The organism is Streptomyces sp. ALB3 (genome assembly GCF_044385685.1).
Lineage (GTDB): Bacteria > Actinomycetota > Actinomycetes > Streptomycetales > Streptomycetaceae > Streptomyces.
In genome coordinates this window covers 1-17,051 of the sequence record NZ_JBISCE010000038.1, presented here as the reverse complement: position 1 = coordinate 17,051, position 17,051 = coordinate 1, and the positions used below count along the sequence as shown (strand labels likewise).

The 17,051-nt window shown below is 73.1% G+C and carries 10 protein-coding genes; 8 read left to right on the top strand and 2 right to left on the bottom strand.

The features are described from left to right. Positions 1 to 24 precede the first annotated feature (24 nt). Complete coding sequence (locus ACHFIV_RS23885; protein WP_398972604.1) at positions 25 to 1,008, bottom strand: mannose-binding protein; 984 nt, start codon at positions 1,006 to 1,008, stop codon at positions 25 to 27. Between the two features lie 524 nt (positions 1,009 to 1,532). Here ACHFIV_RS23885 and ACHFIV_RS23880 point away from each other — a divergent pair. From ACHFIV_RS23880 to ACHFIV_RS23865, 4 genes are all read left to right on the top strand, one after another. Next, complete coding sequence (locus ACHFIV_RS23880; protein WP_398973008.1) at positions 1,533 to 2,384, top strand: type VII secretion system-associated protein; 852 nt, start codon at positions 1,533 to 1,535, stop codon at positions 2,382 to 2,384. Then, on the top strand, positions 2,381 to 3,604 hold the full coding sequence (locus tag ACHFIV_RS23875; protein WP_398972601.1) for a ricin-type beta-trefoil lectin domain protein: 1,224 nt from the start codon (positions 2,381 to 2,383) through the stop codon (positions 3,602 to 3,604). The genes ACHFIV_RS23880 and ACHFIV_RS23875 overlap by 4 nt, the downstream gene beginning before the upstream one ends. Before the next feature lie 143 nt (positions 3,605 to 3,747). After that, a complete protein-coding gene (locus ACHFIV_RS23870) occupies positions 3,748 to 7,056 on the top strand; it encodes a right-handed parallel beta-helix repeat-containing protein (RefSeq protein WP_398972598.1) in 3,309 nt (1,102 codons plus the stop codon). After that, on the top strand, positions 7,053 to 8,300 hold the full coding sequence (locus tag ACHFIV_RS23865; protein WP_398972595.1) for a S8 family serine peptidase: 1,248 nt from the start codon (positions 7,053 to 7,055) through the stop codon (positions 8,298 to 8,300). Before ACHFIV_RS23870 ends, ACHFIV_RS23865 begins: the two co-directional genes overlap by 4 nt. A gap of 65 nt (positions 8,301 to 8,365) precedes the next feature. On the opposite strand, the gene eccCa is transcribed toward ACHFIV_RS23865, so the two are convergent. Further along, the gene (eccCa, locus tag ACHFIV_RS23860; protein WP_398972592.1) at positions 8,366 to 12,421 is read right to left on the bottom strand and encodes a type VII secretion protein EccCa; all 4,056 of its coding nucleotides are present in this window, start codon (positions 12,419 to 12,421) and stop codon (positions 8,366 to 8,368) included. 409 nt (positions 12,422 to 12,830) lie between these two features. Between eccCa and eccD the strand changes: the two genes are divergently transcribed. The 4 genes from eccD to ACHFIV_RS23840 all read left to right on the top strand — a co-directional run. Then, positions 12,831 to 14,240 (top strand): type VII secretion integral membrane protein EccD, encoded by a 1,410-nt coding sequence (gene eccD / locus ACHFIV_RS23855; RefSeq protein ID WP_398972589.1) that lies wholly within the window; start codon positions 12,831 to 12,833, stop codon positions 14,238 to 14,240. Between the two features lie 45 nt (positions 14,241 to 14,285). Then, positions 14,286 to 15,872, top strand: a complete 1,587-nt coding sequence (gene eccB, locus ACHFIV_RS23850) for a type VII secretion protein EccB (protein WP_398972586.1) — start codon at positions 14,286 to 14,288, stop codon at positions 15,870 to 15,872. A gap of 465 nt (positions 15,873 to 16,337) precedes the next feature. After that, positions 16,338 to 16,673 (top strand): hypothetical protein, encoded by a 336-nt coding sequence (locus ACHFIV_RS23845; RefSeq protein WP_389196478.1) that lies wholly within the window; start codon positions 16,338 to 16,340, stop codon positions 16,671 to 16,673. An 88-nt stretch (positions 16,674 to 16,761) separates the two neighbouring features. Continuing rightward, positions 16,762 to 17,051, top strand: a 290-nt coding sequence (locus ACHFIV_RS23840) for a WXG100 family type VII secretion target (RefSeq protein WP_398972582.1), incomplete at its 3' end; no start/stop codon positions are given.

Below are 17,051 nucleotides of genomic sequence, written 5' to 3'. Positions count from 1 at the left end.
TGAGCGGCGCACCACCGATCGGTGTCAGGTGGACCACACCACCCTGCCGTCGTGCACGATGACCACCTTGGCGTCGGCCCGGAGGACCAGCCGGGCGCCCGCGTGGTCATGGGTCCGGGAGGCCCAGATCGCGCGGTCGTCACCGTTGTGGATGACGAGGTTGCCGTCGGGCTGGAAGATCGCCCGGTGGTTCTCGCCGAAGGTCATGGACGCCCAGATGGGCTTGCCCTGCTCGTTGAGGACGACGAGGTTGCCGTCGGTCTGCATCACCATGCGGATGCGATTGGTGGTCCAGGCCTGATTGACCTGCAGGACACTGGGCGCGGAGAACGTCACCGTGGACCAGTCCGGCTCGGGGGCCGCCTTCGGCTTCGGCTTGGACTTGGGCTCGGCCTTGGGCGTGGCCTTGGGCGTGGCCTTGGGCTTCTCCGCGGCCGGGCTGCCCGTGCCGGGCTCCGGCGCGGGCGCGGGAGCGGCGGCCTGCGGTGTTCTGGTCTTCCCGGGCTTCTCCTTGCCCGGGGACGCGCTCGCTGTGCCGGCCACGTAGTCCTCGATGGCCGCGGGGGCGGAATCCGGGTCGAGGACGGTGCCGGCACCCTCCGCCGCCGGCCGCACGGCGGTGCTCTCCTGCTCCCTGTCGTTCGCACTTCCGACCAGCAGCAGGGGTATGGCGACCAGCGCGGCGCCGAGGAAGGCGGCGCCCGCCAGGATCGGCGTGCGGGGGCGCCCTCCGTCGACGCCGGTGCCGGTCCTCGCGCCCGGTGCCGTCCCGGCGGCCGTCGCCAGGCCGATGCCCTCCTCGGGCGCCCCGGCCGATGAGGGCGGGGGTGCGGTGGTGGTGGCGGAATCACCGGCGGGGGCGGCGACGGCCTCCGTCTCGGGGCCGGCGGCCGGACGTGGCGCCTCCTCGGGCGGTGGGACGGGCACGGGCGGTGAGCCGGCCGCCTCTTCGCCGGATGCGGCCTGCGCCGCGGTGTTCGCGCCGGGGGAAGGAGGCTGGGGGGACATGTGGTTGCTTCTCCTCGGTGGCAGACCTGCCGGCAGGCAGGAGGCGGGGCGGAAGAACGAACGCCGGGGCGCCTCGCGGGCGTCGGCGACCGACGCGTCGAGGCGGGCCGGACCGGCCCGGTCCTCGTCGTCGCGACCCACCCGACCCGGCGGGTCGGGCGGCGGCCGCCCCGCGCCCTTTGCTGCGAGGTGCTCCCGTACGGCCTCGGCCCGGACGGCCGGGCCGGGAAGGCGCCGTACGTCGAAGGGCCCGAGGACGTACCCAACGTAGTCCGTCGCGGAGAAGACGCACGGTCCCCGGCCCCGGGCGCCTCCGTCGCTTTGTCCTCCCACGCCTCACTGATCCCGGAAAGTTCTCACTTCGGGCACGAAACGGGCACGGAGGAGGCCGATACGGATCTTCCGCACATGCCTACGGGTGGTGCTCATGTGACATCCTGTTGACTCCCCGATCTGATCAGCGTCGGCGCGCGCGTCGCCATGCGCGAACTGAGACACCGTCACATCCAAGAGCCCAGGTGGAGATGTACCCCGGAGAACGGCAAGAGGGCCAGGACGCCGCCTCGTTCGCCATGCCGGAGGCCTCCGGGCCGGCCCTCGGCTCCGCGGCACCTGGCCCCGACAGCAACGGGGGTGCTCCCCCCTCCGGCATCCCTGAGGCCGTCAAGGCTGCCGGCCGCCGTGCGCCGGGGCACTGGATCGGAGTGGTGGACCCCGAGTGGACCGAGGAGCGCACGCCGCCGGAGTGGGCGGTGCTGGGGGAGTGGCGGTCCGAGGAGAGCGGGGACCTGGGGGAGTACCGCGCCAATCCCGCGTACCGCCCCTCGGCGCGCGTCCTCGGCTGGCCGGAGCCCACCGACCCGGTGGACGCGGCGGCACAGCGAGCCGCCACCGGCTACGGCTCGGTGGAAGCGGCGCTCGCGGCGCTGGCGGAGGCGGAGGTGTCCGTGGTACGCGCGCCGGACGGCGGGCCGCTCACGGCCGCCGGACGGGACGGGGCCCCGGTGATCCTGGTGTTCACCTCACCCGCACACGAGTTCATGTCCGCGGCACTTCGGCATGACACCGTGGCGGGACGGGAACTGGCCCGTTCACCGGGAGGGCCCGGAACCATGCTGATGGTCAACGCCGGGGCCGCGGCCCCCCTGTTCGTCCCGGCGGACAGTCTGCGCGGCCCCGAGCGCGCCGCAGGCGGCGCGGCGGAGCCGGCAGCCGGCGCCTCGGTGTCCGCAGCCGGCGCCACGGCGGAGGAGGGCCCCCTCGCCCCCGTCGGTGCGGTCCGGCCCACCGGCCTCGATGCGGCGGAACCCTCCGCCCGCCGGACCGACAGCCCATCCGGCCCCTGGCCGCCCCACACCACAGGGAGGACCCCGTGACGCGTTCGCCCCAGCACCCCTCCACCACTCCGCGGACCCGCGCCGTGTCCGCTTCCGAAGGCGGGGAGACGACCGCGGGCGGTACCACCGCCACGACCGCCGCCCCCGCCGCGCCCCCGTCCGAGCCGGCAGAGCCGAAGACCGGGGCGGAGGCCGGGGCGTCCGCTACGACGGCGCCGGAGTCCGGGGAGACCGGGAGCGGAGAGGCGACGGACGGAGGAACCGGGAAGGAGACGGCGGAAGGCGAGAAGGCCCCCGGCCGCCGAGGCGTGACGGAGCCGGAGCCCGGGCCCGGGGCCTCCCCCGACGCGCGGTCCGTGCCGGAAGCCGAGCCCGATGCCGCCGCCCAGAGCAGGCTGCCCGCGCTCGTACGCACCATGACCGCGACCGCGATCGGCCGGCCGCAGCAGCAGACGGGGCCCGTGGGCAGGCCGGGCAAGGCGGTGCTGGCAGGGGCGGCGGTCGCGGGGGCGCTGCTCGTGTCGGTGCCGTTCCTGGTGTTCGCCGGGAACGACGACAAGGACCCTGAACAGCCGTCGGTGGCGGCGGCGGGGACCGTGCTCGACGGCAGCGCGCAGGAGACCCCGGGCGACTTCGCGGTGACCGATCCCGCAACCGGTTCCCCGGAAGCCACCGAGAAGGACACCGACAAGCCGGATACACCCGGGAAGCCGGTGAAGCAGGCCCCCGCCCCCGCCGCGGAGCGTGACACGGCCGAGGACGCACCGAAGAAGGCCGCCGGTACGAAGGACGAGCCGAAGAAGGACAGCGGGGAGAAGGCGACGGGCGGGGCGAAGAACCAGCCCGCGAAGGCCGGCGGTACCGCCGTCACCTTCAGCGCCCCCGTCTCCTTCCGCAGCCATCTCTCCGGCCGCTGCATCGACGTACCGGACCACGACTTCAGCGACGGCAAGGCACTGCACGTGTGGGACTGCAACAACGCCCCCGCACAGCAATGGCAGTTCGCCTCCGACGGGACCGTCCGCATCAAGGGCATGTGCCTGGACGTGGCCAATGCCGACTTCAGCAACGGCACGCCCCTCCAGATCGTCTGGTGCAACGGCAACGCCGCCCAGAAGTTCGCCCTGAACGGCAGTCACGACCTGGTCAACACGGTCGTCGGCATGTGTGTCGACATCAAGGACGGCAACCGGAGCAGCGGGGCGGCGCTGCAACTGTGGAGCTGCACGGGTTCCGACAGTCAGAAGTGGAGCGTCTGACCGGGCGCCCCGAGTCCGGGAGCACGGCTCCCGGGGACCGCGTGCCCCGATGACGGGGCATGATGGCACCGTCGGCTCGTCGACGCGCCCCCGGCGATGAGGGGTGCTTGCGGAAGACGCCGTCGTAGCAAGGAGGTTGGTGCGTGTCGCGCCAGGTACTGTCGGTCGGTCCCACGGACCGGTATCGGACGATCGGTGAGGCGCTCGCCGCAGCCCGTACCGGTGCGCTCATCAGCGTCCGGCCCGGGACGTACGCCGAGAACCTGGTGATCCACACCAGGGTCACCCTCACGGCGGCCGAGGGGCGGGGGACGGTGGAGATCCGGCCGCGTTCGGGCAGCGTGGTCGCGCTGCGCGCGGACGCCGTGATGTTCTCGGAGCTGACCCTGCGCGGCGGCGACGCCGAACTGCCGGCCGTGGACGTGCGGCGCGGGCAGGCCGCGTTCGACGGCTGTGAGATCGTCGGCGCGGCCTGGACGGCGATGCTGGCCGGGGGGACGGGTTCCCTCGCGCTGCGCGACTGCCGGGTGAGCAACCCGCAGGGCGCGGGCATCGTCGTCACGTCGACCACACCCACCACCGTGGAGTCCTGCACGCTCGAACATCTGGGCACCAGTGGCCTGGTCCTCGCGGAGCAGGGCGAGGCACGCGTCCGTGACTGCACGGTGCGTGACGCCCGCGGCAACGGCCTCCTCGCCAACGGCGAGACCCGCGGCAGCGTCGAGGACTGCGACATCTCCTCGACCGACAAGCCCTCCATCGCCCTGGAGCAGGACTGTGCCGTCTCGGTGATCCGCACCGTGGTCCACGACACCAGCACCGGCGTGCACCTGAGCAGCGCCGGCCGCACGACACTGGAGGACGTGCGCGTCACCGGCGCCTCCGGAAACGGGATCACCCTGGCCGGGGGCACCGACCCGGTACTGCGGCGCTGCCGCGTCTCACGCGTCCGCGGCCACGGCGTGCTCGTCACCGACCGCGCGCGCGGCACCTTCGAGGACTGCTGGGTGGACGGCGCGCAGGGCGCTGCGCTGCGCGTCGCCGGAGCCGCCTCGCCGGCGCTGACCGGGCTGACGGTGCGCGACTGCGAAGGCACGGGACTGCTCCTGGAGGAGGACTCGGCAGCCGAACTGGACCGCCTCGAAGTGATCGGCGGCTCGCCCGCGGTCGCGGTCCTGGGCGGCGCCAACCCGCTGCTGCGCCGGGCCCGGCTGGTGGAGCCCTCCGGCGACGGCATCGCGGCCACCAGGGACGCCCGGGGCCGGGCCGAGGACTGCGAGATCGTCCGGCCGAAGGGCGCGGGCGTCCGCGTGGCCTCGGGCAGCACCCTCTACCTGGCCGGAGGCGGGGTGTCCGACACGGCCACCAGCGGCCTGGTCGTGGAGGACGGTGGGAACGTCACCGTCCGCGACTTCCGCGTCGAGATGTCCGGCGAGGAGGGCGTGGTGGTCGCCGCCGGCGGCGAGCTGACCGCCAACCGCACCGCGGTGCACGCCGCCAAGGGGCACGGCTTCCTGTTGCGTGAGGGCGCGCTGGCCTCACTCAGCGGCTGCGAGTCCACCGGCGGCGCCCAGGACGGCTTCCGGGTGGAGTCCACCGCGCCGGTCTCGCTGGTCAACTGCCTCGCCCGGGAGAACGAGGGCGGGGGCCTGGTGCAGACGGCGCCCGGTGAACGTCTCGCGGTGGACGGCCTCAACAGCACGGGCAACGGCAAGCGTGACGCCTGGGGCACCGGCAGCGCGGAGAACACCGACCCGGCCGGGTCCGGCGCCGCTGACGGCCCGTCTCCGGACCGCGCGGACGGCCCGCTCGGCGCCCTCAACGCGCTGATCGGACTGGAGAACGTCAAGCAGCAGGTGCGCACCCTGGTCAACCTGACGCAGCTCGCCCAGCGCCGCGAACAACTCGGCATGCCCGCCCCGCCCATGAGCAGGCACCTGGTGTTCGCCGGCCCGCCCGGCACCGGCAAGACCACGGTCGCCCGCCTCTACGGCGCGATCCTGGCCGAGCTGGGGTCGCTGCGCAGCGGGCACCTGGTGGAGGTCTCACGCGCCGATCTGGTCGCCCAGGTCGTCGGCGGCACGGCGATCAAGACCACCGACACGTTCCAACGGGCGCTCGGCGGAGTGCTGTTCATCGACGAGGCGTACACGCTCACCGCGGACAGCGGCAACGGTGGCGCGGACTTCGGCCGCGAGGCCGTGGACACCCTGCTGAAGCTGATGGAGGACCACCGCGACGACGTGGTGGTGGTGGCGGCCGGTTACTCCCGCGAGATGGAGTCCTTCCTCGGCTCCAACCCGGGACTGGCCTCACGCTTCTCACGGACCGTCGAGTTCGAGAACTACTCGGTGCCCGACCTGGTCGCGATCATGGACAGCATGTGCGCCCAGCACCAGTACGAGCTGGGAGAGGGCACCGCCGAGGCACTCGCCGCGCACTTCGGGGCGATGCCGAGGGACGCCGGATTCGGCAACGGGCGCGCCGCACGAGGGGTGTTCGAGGAGATGGTGGACAGGCAGGCGGTACGGCTCTCCGCGCAGCCCCAGGTCAGCGAGCGCGACCTGCGGCTCCTGCTGCCGGACGACGTCTCCGCCACCGCCGCCGCGACGGCGGGCTCCGCCGTACCGGACGACGACCCGCTGACGCGCCTGGGCGACATGATCGGTCTGGCCGAGGTGAAGCGCGAGGTCGCGGACCTGGTCAACCTCATCACGACGGCCCGCCACCGTGCCGCCGCCGGGTTGCCGGTTCCCTCGCTCAGCAACCATCTGGTCTTCACGGGCCCGCCCGGCACCGGCAAGACCACCGTCGCGCGCCTCTACGGCGAGGTGCTGACGCAGCTCGGTGTCCTCGACCGGGGCCAGCTGATCGAGGCCGCCCGCGCCGACCTGGTCGGCCGGTACATAGGCCACACCGCCCAGCTCACCCGTGAGGTCTTCGAACGGGCCCGCGGCGGCGTGCTGTTCATCGACGAGGCGTACACCCTCACCCCACGCGGCGGCGGCGCCGACTTCGGCCAGGAGGCGGTGGACACCCTGCTGAAGCTGATGGAGGACCACCGCGACGAGGTGGTCGTCATCGTCGCCGGCTACACCGACGAGATGGAGCGCTTCCTCGCCTCCAACCCCGGTCTGTCCTCCCGGTTCCCCCGGCGGATCACCTTCGCCGACTACTCGTCGGAGGAACTGGTCACGATCGTCCGCGCCCAGGCCGCGCACATGGGGTACGAGTGCGGGCCCGGCACAGGGCCCCTCCTCAAGGAGTACTTCGACTCCCTGCCCCGGGACCGCTCCTTCGGCAACGCCCGGCTGGCCCGCCAGGTGGTCGAGTCGATGGTCACCCGCCAGGCGGGACGGCTCAGTTCGCTGGCCGCACCCACCCTTGACGACCTGCGGGTCCTCCTCCCCGCCGACGTCACGGCCGCGTCACCGGAGGTGGCGCCCCGATGAGCCGTTCCGTCCGCGATGCCGCCCGCCTGCTGTCCGGCGCCGGCCTCGCGGCCGCACTGCTGCTGCCCACAGCCGTCCAGGCACAGGCGGCGCCCCCCTCACGCGCCCCCGCGGCCGACGGGAAGAAGGGCCAGGAACTCCCGGGTATGCCCTCGGCTCTCGACCCCGGGGCCGACGAGGTGGCCTGCACGCCCGCCTCCCGCGAGAAGGCCAGGAAGCAGGACTGGTCGCGCCAGCGCCTCGACGTGGACCGGCTGCACCGGCACAGCACCGGTGCGGGCGTCACCGTCGCACTGATCGGCACCGGTGTCGATCCCGGGGCGGAGGGGCTGAAGGGCAGGGTCGACGCCGTGGGTACGGCCGGTGACGACTGCGTGGGGCTCGGTACGTTCCTGGCCGGGCTGATCGCCGGAACCGGCGGTGACAGCCCTCGTCTGGCCGGACTCGCCCCGGGCGCGGAGATCCTGGCGCTGCGCGGCACCGACCGGCGCGGGCGGGCGAGCGCCGGCCTCGTCGTGGAGGCGCTGCGCGAGGCGACAGCTGCCCGGGCCGACGTGATCGCCGTGGCGGTGGCGCTGCCGGGCCAGGACGCGGCGCTGAGCGGTGCCGTGGCCGAGGCGCGCCGCGCGGGCGCGGTGGTGGTGGCAGCGGCGGCACCGGAACCGCCCTCCCGGGGCGGCACCGAGGAGATCCGGTCCCGCACCTACTGGCCGGCCGGGGATCCCGGCGTCCTCTCGGTCGCCGACATGCTTCCCGGCGGCGCCCGCCCGGACGGCTCCGTCCCCACCGGCGGCATCGACCTGGCCGCCCCCGGCGCCGGGGTGGTCTCCGGCGGTCCGAGGGGCGACGGCCACTACCTCGGCGGCGGCGTCGCGGTGGCCACGGCCTACGCCGCCGGGGCCGCCGCACTGGTCCGAGCCGCCCACCCCGACGAGTCACCGGACGATGTCGTCCGCCGTCTGACCGCGACCGCCTATCCCGCCGACATCCCGCAACTGGACGCCTACGCCGCTGTCACCACGGTCCTCGGAGCCCCGGCGGGCGCCCCCGGCGCGGAGCGGGCCACGGATCCCGTGACCGTCCGCGACACCTCCGCGGCCGACCGCGCCACCGGCCGCGCCACCCTCTTCGTCCTGCTCGGCTCCGCCGCCGTGCTCTCCGTCCTCTGGGCCGGGTTCGCGTTCTCCCGCGCCCGTGCCCGGGGATGGCGCCCGGCGGACGCGGGCGGGGCACGTACGGAGTGAGCAGCGGGTCCTGACGGAGCGAGACCCTCCTGAGGTACGCCTCAGGAGGGTCTCGTCGTCCGGTGTCAGTCCAGCTGGCCCGGGCTCTCCTCGACCAGAGCCGTCTGCATCAGCCGCGGCCGGCGACGCGCGATGTGGAGGGCGCGGCCCGGCGGGAGGTTGAGGGGCTTGGCGTCGCCGAAGAGGCGGCCTTCCGTGGGCGGGCAGGAGAGCAGGACCGCGGGGTTGTTGGCCTCGTCGAGTCGCCGGATGAGACCGTCGCTGAGGCCGCGGCCGGCCCCCATGGCACTACGGGCGACGACCAGGTGCAGACCCATCTCGAAGCCGAGCGTCAGGTTCTCGAAGAGCGGCTCGAAAGGACTCTGGAAGGAGTTGCCGGAGACCATGTCGTAGTCGTCGACCAGGACGAACAGACGCGGGCCTGTCCACCAGTCGCACCGGCGCATGCGGGCGGGGGCGATGTCGGCACCGGGAACGCGGGTCTTCATCGCGCGGGCCGCGCCCTCGATGGTCTCCTTGAGGTTGTCCAGGGAGATCACGTGCCCGATGCGGTACTCCTCCGGGACGGCGTCCACCAGGGTGCGGCGGTAGTCCACCGCGATGATCTTCGCCTCCTGGGGGGTGTAGCGGGCGGTGATGCCCTGGGTGATGCCCCGCAGGAGATTGGTCTTGCCGCTCTCCGTGTCACCGACCACGATCAGGTGCGGCGTACGGCTGAAGTCGTGCCACACCGGTTCCAGGGCGTCCTGGTCGATGCCGAGTGCGAGACGCATACCGCCGCCCTCGGTGGCCTCGGGCGCGGGGAGCTCGGCCAGCGGGAGCCGGTGCGGCAGCATCCGAACCTGCGGGGCGGGTGCTCCCTTCCAGTGCCGGGAGATCTCGGCCACCAGATGCGTGACGCCGTCGCCGAGGTCGTCGAGGGATCCGCTGCCGTCCAGCCGGGGCAGGCCGGCCAGGAAGTGCATCTTGCTGTCGGCGGTGATGCCGCGACCGCCGCTGCGCGGCACCGCCCGGGCCTTCCGGGTGTCGATCTCGGAGTCCATCGGGTCACCCATCCGCAGTTCCAGGCGGGTGGCGGCCTGGTCACGGACCTGGGCGGACAGCTCCACCCAGCGGGTGGTGGTGATGATCAGATGGATCCCGTAGTTGAGCCCCCGGGCGGCGAGTTCGTTGAACTTGGGGATGAGGCCGTCGTAGTCCTGGCGGACCGTGGACCAGCCGTCGACCACCATGAACACGTCGCCGAAGGGCTCGTCGGGGAACTCCCCGGCCGCGCGGCGGCGGCGGTAGGACTGCATGGAGTCCAGGGTGTGGTCCACGAAGAACTGCTCACGGCGGGCGAGCAGCGTCATCACCTCGGCGACGGCCCTGTGCACCCGCTCCGGGTTGAGCCGCGCCGCGACACCGCCCACGTGGGGGAGGGCGGCGAGCTGGGAGAGGCCGCCACCGCCGAAGTCGAGGCAGTAGAACTGGATCTCGGCCGGAGTGTGGGTGAGCGCGAGGGCGGCGATCAGCGTGCGGGCGAGTGTGGACTTGCCGCTCTGCGAACCACCCGCGACGGCGACGTGGCCACCGGCACCGGAGAGGTCCACCACCAGGGGGTCACGGCGCTGCTCGAAGGGCTTGTCCACGAGCCCGACCGGTACCCGCAGCCTGCCGGTGCCGGACCAGCCGGCGGCGGTGAGGCCGCGCTCCGGGTCGGGAGAGATCCCCGGCAGGAGGGCGTCCAGCGGGGACGGCTCGTCCAGCGGCGGCAGCCACACCTGGTGGGCGGCGGGCCCGGAGCCACGCAGCCGGTCGAGGGCGACGTCCAGCAGAGCCTCCTCGTCACCCGCCTCCTCGGTCTCGGGCTCCGGCTCGGTGGCGGGATCCAGGGTGCGGGGCACCACCCAGCCGCTGGTCCACGGCACCACCTGGCTGGCCACCCGGGCCTGCACCACCGCGCCGGTGCGGCGCCGGTACGTTCCCGAGGAGTAGGCGGCACGGAAGCGGGTCAGGGCCTCCACGCCGGACTTGAGATAGCCGCTGCCCGGCTGGGCCGGCAACTCGTAGGCGTCGGGGACGCCGAGCACGCCACGGCTCTCCATCGCGGAGAAGGTGCGCAGGCCGATGCGGTACGACAAGTGGCTCTCGAGCTGGTGCATGCGGCCCTCGTCCAGTCGCTGCGACGCGAGCAGGAGGTGGACCCCCAGGGAGCGGCCGAGGCGGCCGATCATCACGAAGAGATCCATGAACTCCCGGTGTGCGGAGAGCAGCTCGCTGAACTCGTCGACCACCACGAACAGGCTGGGCAGCGGGGCGAGCCGCGCTCCTCCGGCGCGGGCGCGCTCGTACTCGAGGGCGGAGGTGTAGTTGCCGGCCGAACGCAACAGCTCCTGGCGGCGGATGAGTTCACCGTGCAGGGCGTCCTGCATGCGTTCCACCAGGGCGACCTCGTCGGCGAGGTTGGTGATGACGGCGGAGGTGTGAGGGAGCTCCTCCAGACCGAGGAAGGTCGCGCCGCCCTTGAAGTCGACCAGGATGAAATTGAGGGTCTCGGAGGAGTTGGTCAGGGCGAGCCCCAGGACGAGGGTGCGCAGGAGCTCGCTCTTCCCGGATCCGGTGGCGCCGATGAGCATGCCGTGCGGGCCCATGCCGCCCTGGGCGGACTCCTTGATGTCGAGGTCCACCGGACGGCCGTCCACGCCGACCGCGATCGGCACCCGCAGGCGGGCGGAACCGGTGTGCCGGTCGAAGAGGGTGTGCGGGTCGTGCCGGTGCAGGTCGGGGATGCCGAGCAGGGTGGTCAGCTCGACATCGGTGTCCATCGGCTGTGCGATGTCGGTGCCCAGACTCATCCGGCGGGGAGTGAGCAGCCGGGCCAGTGACTCCGCGCCCAGGGGGCCGAGCCGGTCGGGCCGGCCCAGCGGCACCGAACGCTCCTTGCGGCTGCGGTCGGTCCGCACCAGGCTCACCTGGCCGGGCCCGACGGTCAGCCGCAGCGTGTTGCGGCCGGGGCGCCAGCGCAGCGCCCCGGATATGTCGAGTGCCAGGGCGTTGCGGTAGCCGTGCCCCTCCCAGCGGTGGCCCTCAGGAACGGTGACACCGTCCAGGACGACGATCGTGTAGGGCTCGTCGCGGCCGGGGCGGGCCTCCGGATCGAAACCGGGGCGCTCGGCGAACTCGGCCCCCAGCAGGTCGTCGAGCTCCGTCAGGTCCGCGGTGATGCGGCGGGCCTGGCCGGCGCCGTCCTCCTCGTGCGGGTCCAGGGCGTGCGGCAGCCACTTAACCCACTCCCAGTCGGGCCGCCGTTCGTCGCTGACGCACAGGGCGATCCACAGCTCCTCGGGCGCGTGGAACACCGCGAGCTGCCCGAGCACGGCGCGGACCAGGGAGCGCACCGCTTCGGCGCCGGGGCCCTCGCCGTCCCCCGCCGGCGGCGGGGTGCCCGGCTCGGCGGGCTCCTGTCCGGGCGTCTCCTCGGGGCGCAGCAGGATGCGGGCCGAGGAGCGCAGGTAAAGGCCGAGGGGCTGTTCGGGGATGGTGGAGTAGGCACGGATGAATCGGCGCAGGGCGTGCGCGCAGAGGGGCTCGAGGTCCTCCACCGGGCGGGTGGAGACCGGGTTGAGGGTGAGGGCGAGCTGCTGCTCCCCGACCGCGAGCCGGACCTCGCCGAAGTCCTCGTCCGTCGGGCGGCGTTCCCACAGCCGTGAGGTGCGGGCCAGGGAGCGGAGCGATGCGGGCTCCGGGTGGCGCCAGGCGAGCGCCCGCTGCTGCTCCGTGATGGTGGCCCGGACCCGCTTGCGGGTCTGAGCCAGGTAGCGGAGGTAGTCGCGGCGCTCGCCCTTCAGGCGCTGCTTGCGCTCGCTGGAGCGGCGCATCAGCTGCCCGAGCAGCATGGCACCGGCGGAGAGCGCCATGACGCCCATCGCCAGATACATGAAGACGCTGTTCCCACCGCCGGGCCGCAGGAACATCAGCATCATCGACACCGACATCAGGGCCATCGGCAGGTAGGTCCAGATCGCCGAGGTGTCGGGCACCGTCTCGGCGAGGACCGGCGGCTCCTGCAGGGTCAGTTGCCCCTCGGGCATCTCCGGCCCGCGCCTGCGGGCGGGGCGGCGAAACAGCACGACACTCAAGGGAACAGATCCTCCGGTTCACTGACTTCCCGGCCCGCACCGCAATTCCGGCGCACCCGGTGGTGGAAAAGGCCGCACCGCGCGATTCACCCGGGCCCCGCATGACGGACGGTGAACGCCGGATGAATGTCTCGAGCGGATGGCAGGGAGCGGTCAACTTCCGTGATGCCCGACCACATTTCGGATAAATGGAGTCCGATCCGCAGCACGACCCGGTGGTCGTAGGCAGTAGTGTGCATTCACGGAACGCGACCTGTCCACGCGGGGCGGTCGTCACCGGGTCCGCGGACGCACATTCCGTGCCCGGGCCCCCGGTTCGGGGCCGCACAGGCCTTCCGTACTGTTCGCACATCCCCTCTCGCGGGGAAGTCCTCCTGTCAAAGCCTTCCGGAAGACGAGAGTTCAGCTGATGACCGACAGCGCGGTGGCCGAATCGTGCCGCCTGACCGTACGTGCACCGAGCGTCAGTATCGATCTGGCGGTGCCTGCCGACGTGCCGGTCGCCGATCTGCTCCCCACCCTGCTGCGGTACGTCGGCGAGGAGGCCGAGGAAGCCGGGCTCGACCACGCCGGCTGGGTGCTCCAGCGCCTGGGGGACGCCCCGCTCGACGAGGAGACCACCCTGGCACGCGCCGGGCTGGCCGACGGCACCGTGCTCCACCTGCGCCCCCACACCGAGGCGCTGCCCGAGGCACGGCTCGACGACCTGGTCGACGGGATAGCCGAGACCGTGGGCCGGCGTCTGCACACCTGGCACCCCGGGGCCGCACGCGGCCTGCTGGTCGGCACAGCCGTGGCCACCGTGGTGACCGCCCTCGTGCTGGTCTTCCGGCCGGGGGTGACGACGGGCTCCGGTGCCTCCAGGGCGGCCTGCGCGGCCGTCGTCGGACTGCTCCTGCTCGCGGGCGCGGGCTCTGCCAGCCGCGCCGTCGGCGACCGTCTCTCGGCGACCGCGCTCGGCCTGCTCGTCGCACCCTGCCTGGCGCTCGTCGGATGGGTACTGCCCGGTGGCGACCTCACCGGCCCCGACGCGGCACAGGTGGTGGGCGCACGACTGCTCGCGGCCGGCGCCGCCGGAGCGGGGGGCGCGGTCCTCGCGCTGGCCGCCACCGCCGTCGGAGCCCCGGCCCTGCTGGCCACCGCGACGGTCGCGGTGGCCACCGCGATCGCCGGGGCCCTGGTGGGGTACACCGGCCTCGACGCGCCGGCCGCGGTGGCGCTGGTGGCGACCGTGGCGGTGCTCGCCGCGGGGGCGGTCGCACCGTTCGCCTTCAAGCTGGCCGGGATGCGGATGCCGTCCCTGCCGTCCACCGCCGGTGAGCTGCAGGAAGGCATCGACCCGTACGCGGGCGACGAGGTCGCCGAGCGCACCGAACTGGCCGGGCGATGGGTCACCGCCCTCTTCGGCGCCACCGGCGCCGTCGTCGCGGCCGCCCTGGTGGTCCTCGCCGAGAACCCCGACCTGCCCGAGGTGCTCACCGCCCTCGCGCTCAGCCTCCTGCTGCTCCTCCACTGCCGGGGCCTGGTGCACATCGGCCAGCGACTTGCCCTCGCGCTGCCGGGGATCTGGGGGCTGCTGCTGATGGCGCGCGCCTGGGCGGTGGACAGCGACGCGGACGGCCGCGTCGTGGTCTTCGGAGTACTGCTCGCCGTGGCGGCCGGACTCGTGACCGCCTCCTGGACGGTGCCGGGGCGTCGGGTGCTGCCGTATTGGGGCCGTGCGGCGGAACTGGCGCACACCGGCCTCGCCGTCGCGTTGCTGCCGCTCTGCCTGTGGGTGGCCGGCCTCTTCGGCTGGCTGCGCGGCCTGTTCGGCTGAGCACACCCGTACGCCGGTACACGCAAAACGAGTTGAGGAGAGGCTGTGCAGTCCAAACGCGACCAGGTGCAGGCCCACGGTTTCATGATGGGCAGGCTGAGTTCGGGCCTGCTGACGGCTGACCCGGACGCCCCGGAGAGCCCGCTCGGGCGCACCACCCGGGGAGTGGTCTTCGGCGTACTGGTCACCCTCCTGGTCGGCGCGGGCGCCACCGTCTACGGGCTGCTGCGCCCCGGCGGCAACGACGGCTGGCGCGACGGCAGGAACCTGGTGGTCAACCGCGACACAGGGGCCCGGTACCTGTGGACCGGCACCGACGGCGTACTGCATCCGGTACGCAACTACGCCTCCGCGCGACTGATCGGCGGCTCGGACCTGGCGACCGTGGACGTCGCCACCGCCTCGCTGCGGGACGTTCCCGTGGGGTCCCCCGCCGGCATCCCCGGCGCACCGGACACCCTGCCAGGACCCGGCCAGCTCGACGGCGGAGCCTGGCACATGTGCGTCACCGGACCGGACGGGGCGGAGCCCAGCACGTCCGGAGCCGTGACGGGGACCGGGGTGGAGGAGCCGGGCGCCACCACCCTGGTCGCGGGGGCGCCGCTGGACTCACGCGGTGTCGCCGGGGACCGCGGGGTGCTCGTACGGGGTCCGGACCGCACCGAGTACCTGGTGTGGCGGGGCAGCCGGCTGGCGCTGGACCGCGCCTCGGACGCCCGCAACGCCCTCGGTTACGGTTCCGAGCGGCCGATGCCGGTCTCGGCGGCCTTCCTCGACGCCTTGGCTCCCGGACCCGCCCTGAAGCCGCCCGAGGTCCCGGGGCGGGGCGGGAAGGGCCCGGTGCTCGGTGGTGAAGCCAGCCGGATCGGCCAGCTCTTCGAGGTCAGCGTGCCCGGCGGAGGAACCAGCTACCACCTGCTGCGGCAGGACGGCCTGGTGCCGCTGACCCGGCTCGGCGCGGCGCTTGTACTGGGCGACCCGGCAACGCAGAAGGACGCCTACGCGGGGCAGTCACCGCAGGTGCGCGCGGTCGGCGCGGACGCCCTGCGCGAGCACCGGGCGGCGGACGCGGGCACCGCGGGGTCGGCGGAACTGCCGGAGACGCCTCCGGCCCCGCAGCCGGCGCCGCGCGGCACGGCGCTGTGCGCGCAGGTGGACGGCGACGACGGTGGAGCCCGGATCAAGTCGGTGCTGGTACCGCTGGCCGAGCTGGCACCGGTCGCGGTGTCGGAGGGAACCGCCCAGCCGCTGCGGGCGGCCTGTGTCCGGACGGACGCCACGGTGGTGCGGCCGGGGCACGGCGCCCTGGTCCGGGCCCTGAACGCGAGCGGCGCCGCGCACGCCGGGACCACCTACCTGGTGGCGGAGAACGGCGTGAAGTACCGGGTTTCGGCCAAGGACTCCCTGGCGGCGCTCGGTTACGCGGAAGGGGACATCGGCTCGGTCCCCGCACCACTGCTCGCAGCCCTCCCGACGGGTGCGGACCTGGACCCGGCCGCCGCCTCCGGCGCCGCGAAGCCCAAGGTCACAGCTCCGCGCTGCGGTTCCGGGACGGGGGAGGAGCAGGACGGGGAGAAGGTTGGTGCGGAGCGGGCGGAGGACACGTCCGGCGCGGTCGCCACCACGTCCTGAATTCCGGCATAAACCGCATACGGCGCCGGAGAAGTGAAAAGGGAGGGCCGGAGTGACTTCCTGCTGAACTCTTGTCACCTCCGGTCCCATTCGACGTACATGGAGCCCGCCGGTAAAGCTCAGGAATAGCTCAAATTTTTTTCACGGCCGCACCTGTGACGGCCCACTCGGGGACGCACACGCTCTGTGGGAAACGGACCGCCCGGATGACCGGTTCCGCTATTCGGCTGCCCGTTTCCCGACCGAATCGGGTCGAGGCGCCGAGTTGGCGCCCCACCGCCCCGGACGGTGGGCGGGCCGCGTTCATTTCCGGGAAACATTTGGCCAACTCCATTGCCGCGCCGGGATTCTCGCGAGCTGACCTATGCTCAAATCTTCCCTGCATACGTTGCGCCGGGCGGTGGATTCTCTTTAGCCTCAGCGGCAACGGTGCGAGGAGACTCGCCTGAACGAAGGGAGCGTGACATGGCGGACGGTTCCGGCAGGAAAGCGGACTATGCCAAGGGCTTGGGAGGTGTCTCCTCCCTGGAGTCGGCCCGGGCCGCGGTGGAGAAGATCCAGAACAACGTGGCCGAGGTCGCGGCGCGTTCGGGCGTCGGCGGTGACGAGGGCCAGGCTCTGCTGAAGCTCTTCCGCAGCTGGAACTCCGAGGCGCAGAAGGTCGTCGTCCAGATCAGCAAGATGATCGACGCGCTCCAGGAGAACGTGACCTCGGCCAACCGCCTGGCGAAGGAGAACCAGGACCTGACCGAGGTGCTCAACAGCAAGACCAGCCAGGGCGTCTTCGAAGCGCTGCGCTGACCCACCCCTGCGGCCCCGGCCCCTCCGAGGAGGCCGGAAACCGTGAGCTTCCCGGGCCACCGACGCCCGGCCACCCGAAGGAGACACCATGGCCGACGGCATCATCGATGTGCAGTACTCCACGGTCCGGAACGCGATCGAGGAACTGAAGGGCCAGACCCAGCAGATCATCACGACCCTCAACAACCTCGAGGACGAGCTGAAGCCGCTCGTGATGTCCTGGGAGGGCGACGACCAGCAGATGTACCGCGGAGTCCAGGCGGAGTGGGACCAGGCCACCAAGAACATGGCACTCCTTCTCGGCGACAGCGGCGACCTGGTCCAGAGCATCCACGACAACCACTCACGCGACGAGCGCAGGAGCGCCGACAACTGGGG

What these genes read in the sequence shown, in the direction of transcription:
- eccD (WP_398972589.1), top strand. Translation starts at nt 12,831, where the DNA reads ATGACCGACAGCGCGGTGGCCGAATCGTGCCGCCTGACCGTACGTGCA.
- ACHFIV_RS23880 (WP_398973008.1), top strand. Translation starts at nt 1,533, where the DNA reads ATGTACCCCGGAGAACGGCAAGAGGGCCAGGACGCCGCCTCGTTCGCC.
- ACHFIV_RS23865 (WP_398972595.1), top strand. Translation starts at nt 7,053, where the DNA reads ATGAGCCGTTCCGTCCGCGATGCCGCCCGCCTGCTGTCCGGCGCCGGC.
- ACHFIV_RS23845 (WP_389196478.1), top strand. Translation starts at nt 16,338, where the DNA reads ATGGCGGACGGTTCCGGCAGGAAAGCGGACTATGCCAAGGGCTTGGGA.
- ACHFIV_RS23885 (WP_398972604.1), bottom strand. Translation starts at nt 1,008, where the DNA reads ATGTCCCCCCAGCCTCCTTCCCCCGGCGCGAACACCGCGGCGCAGGCC.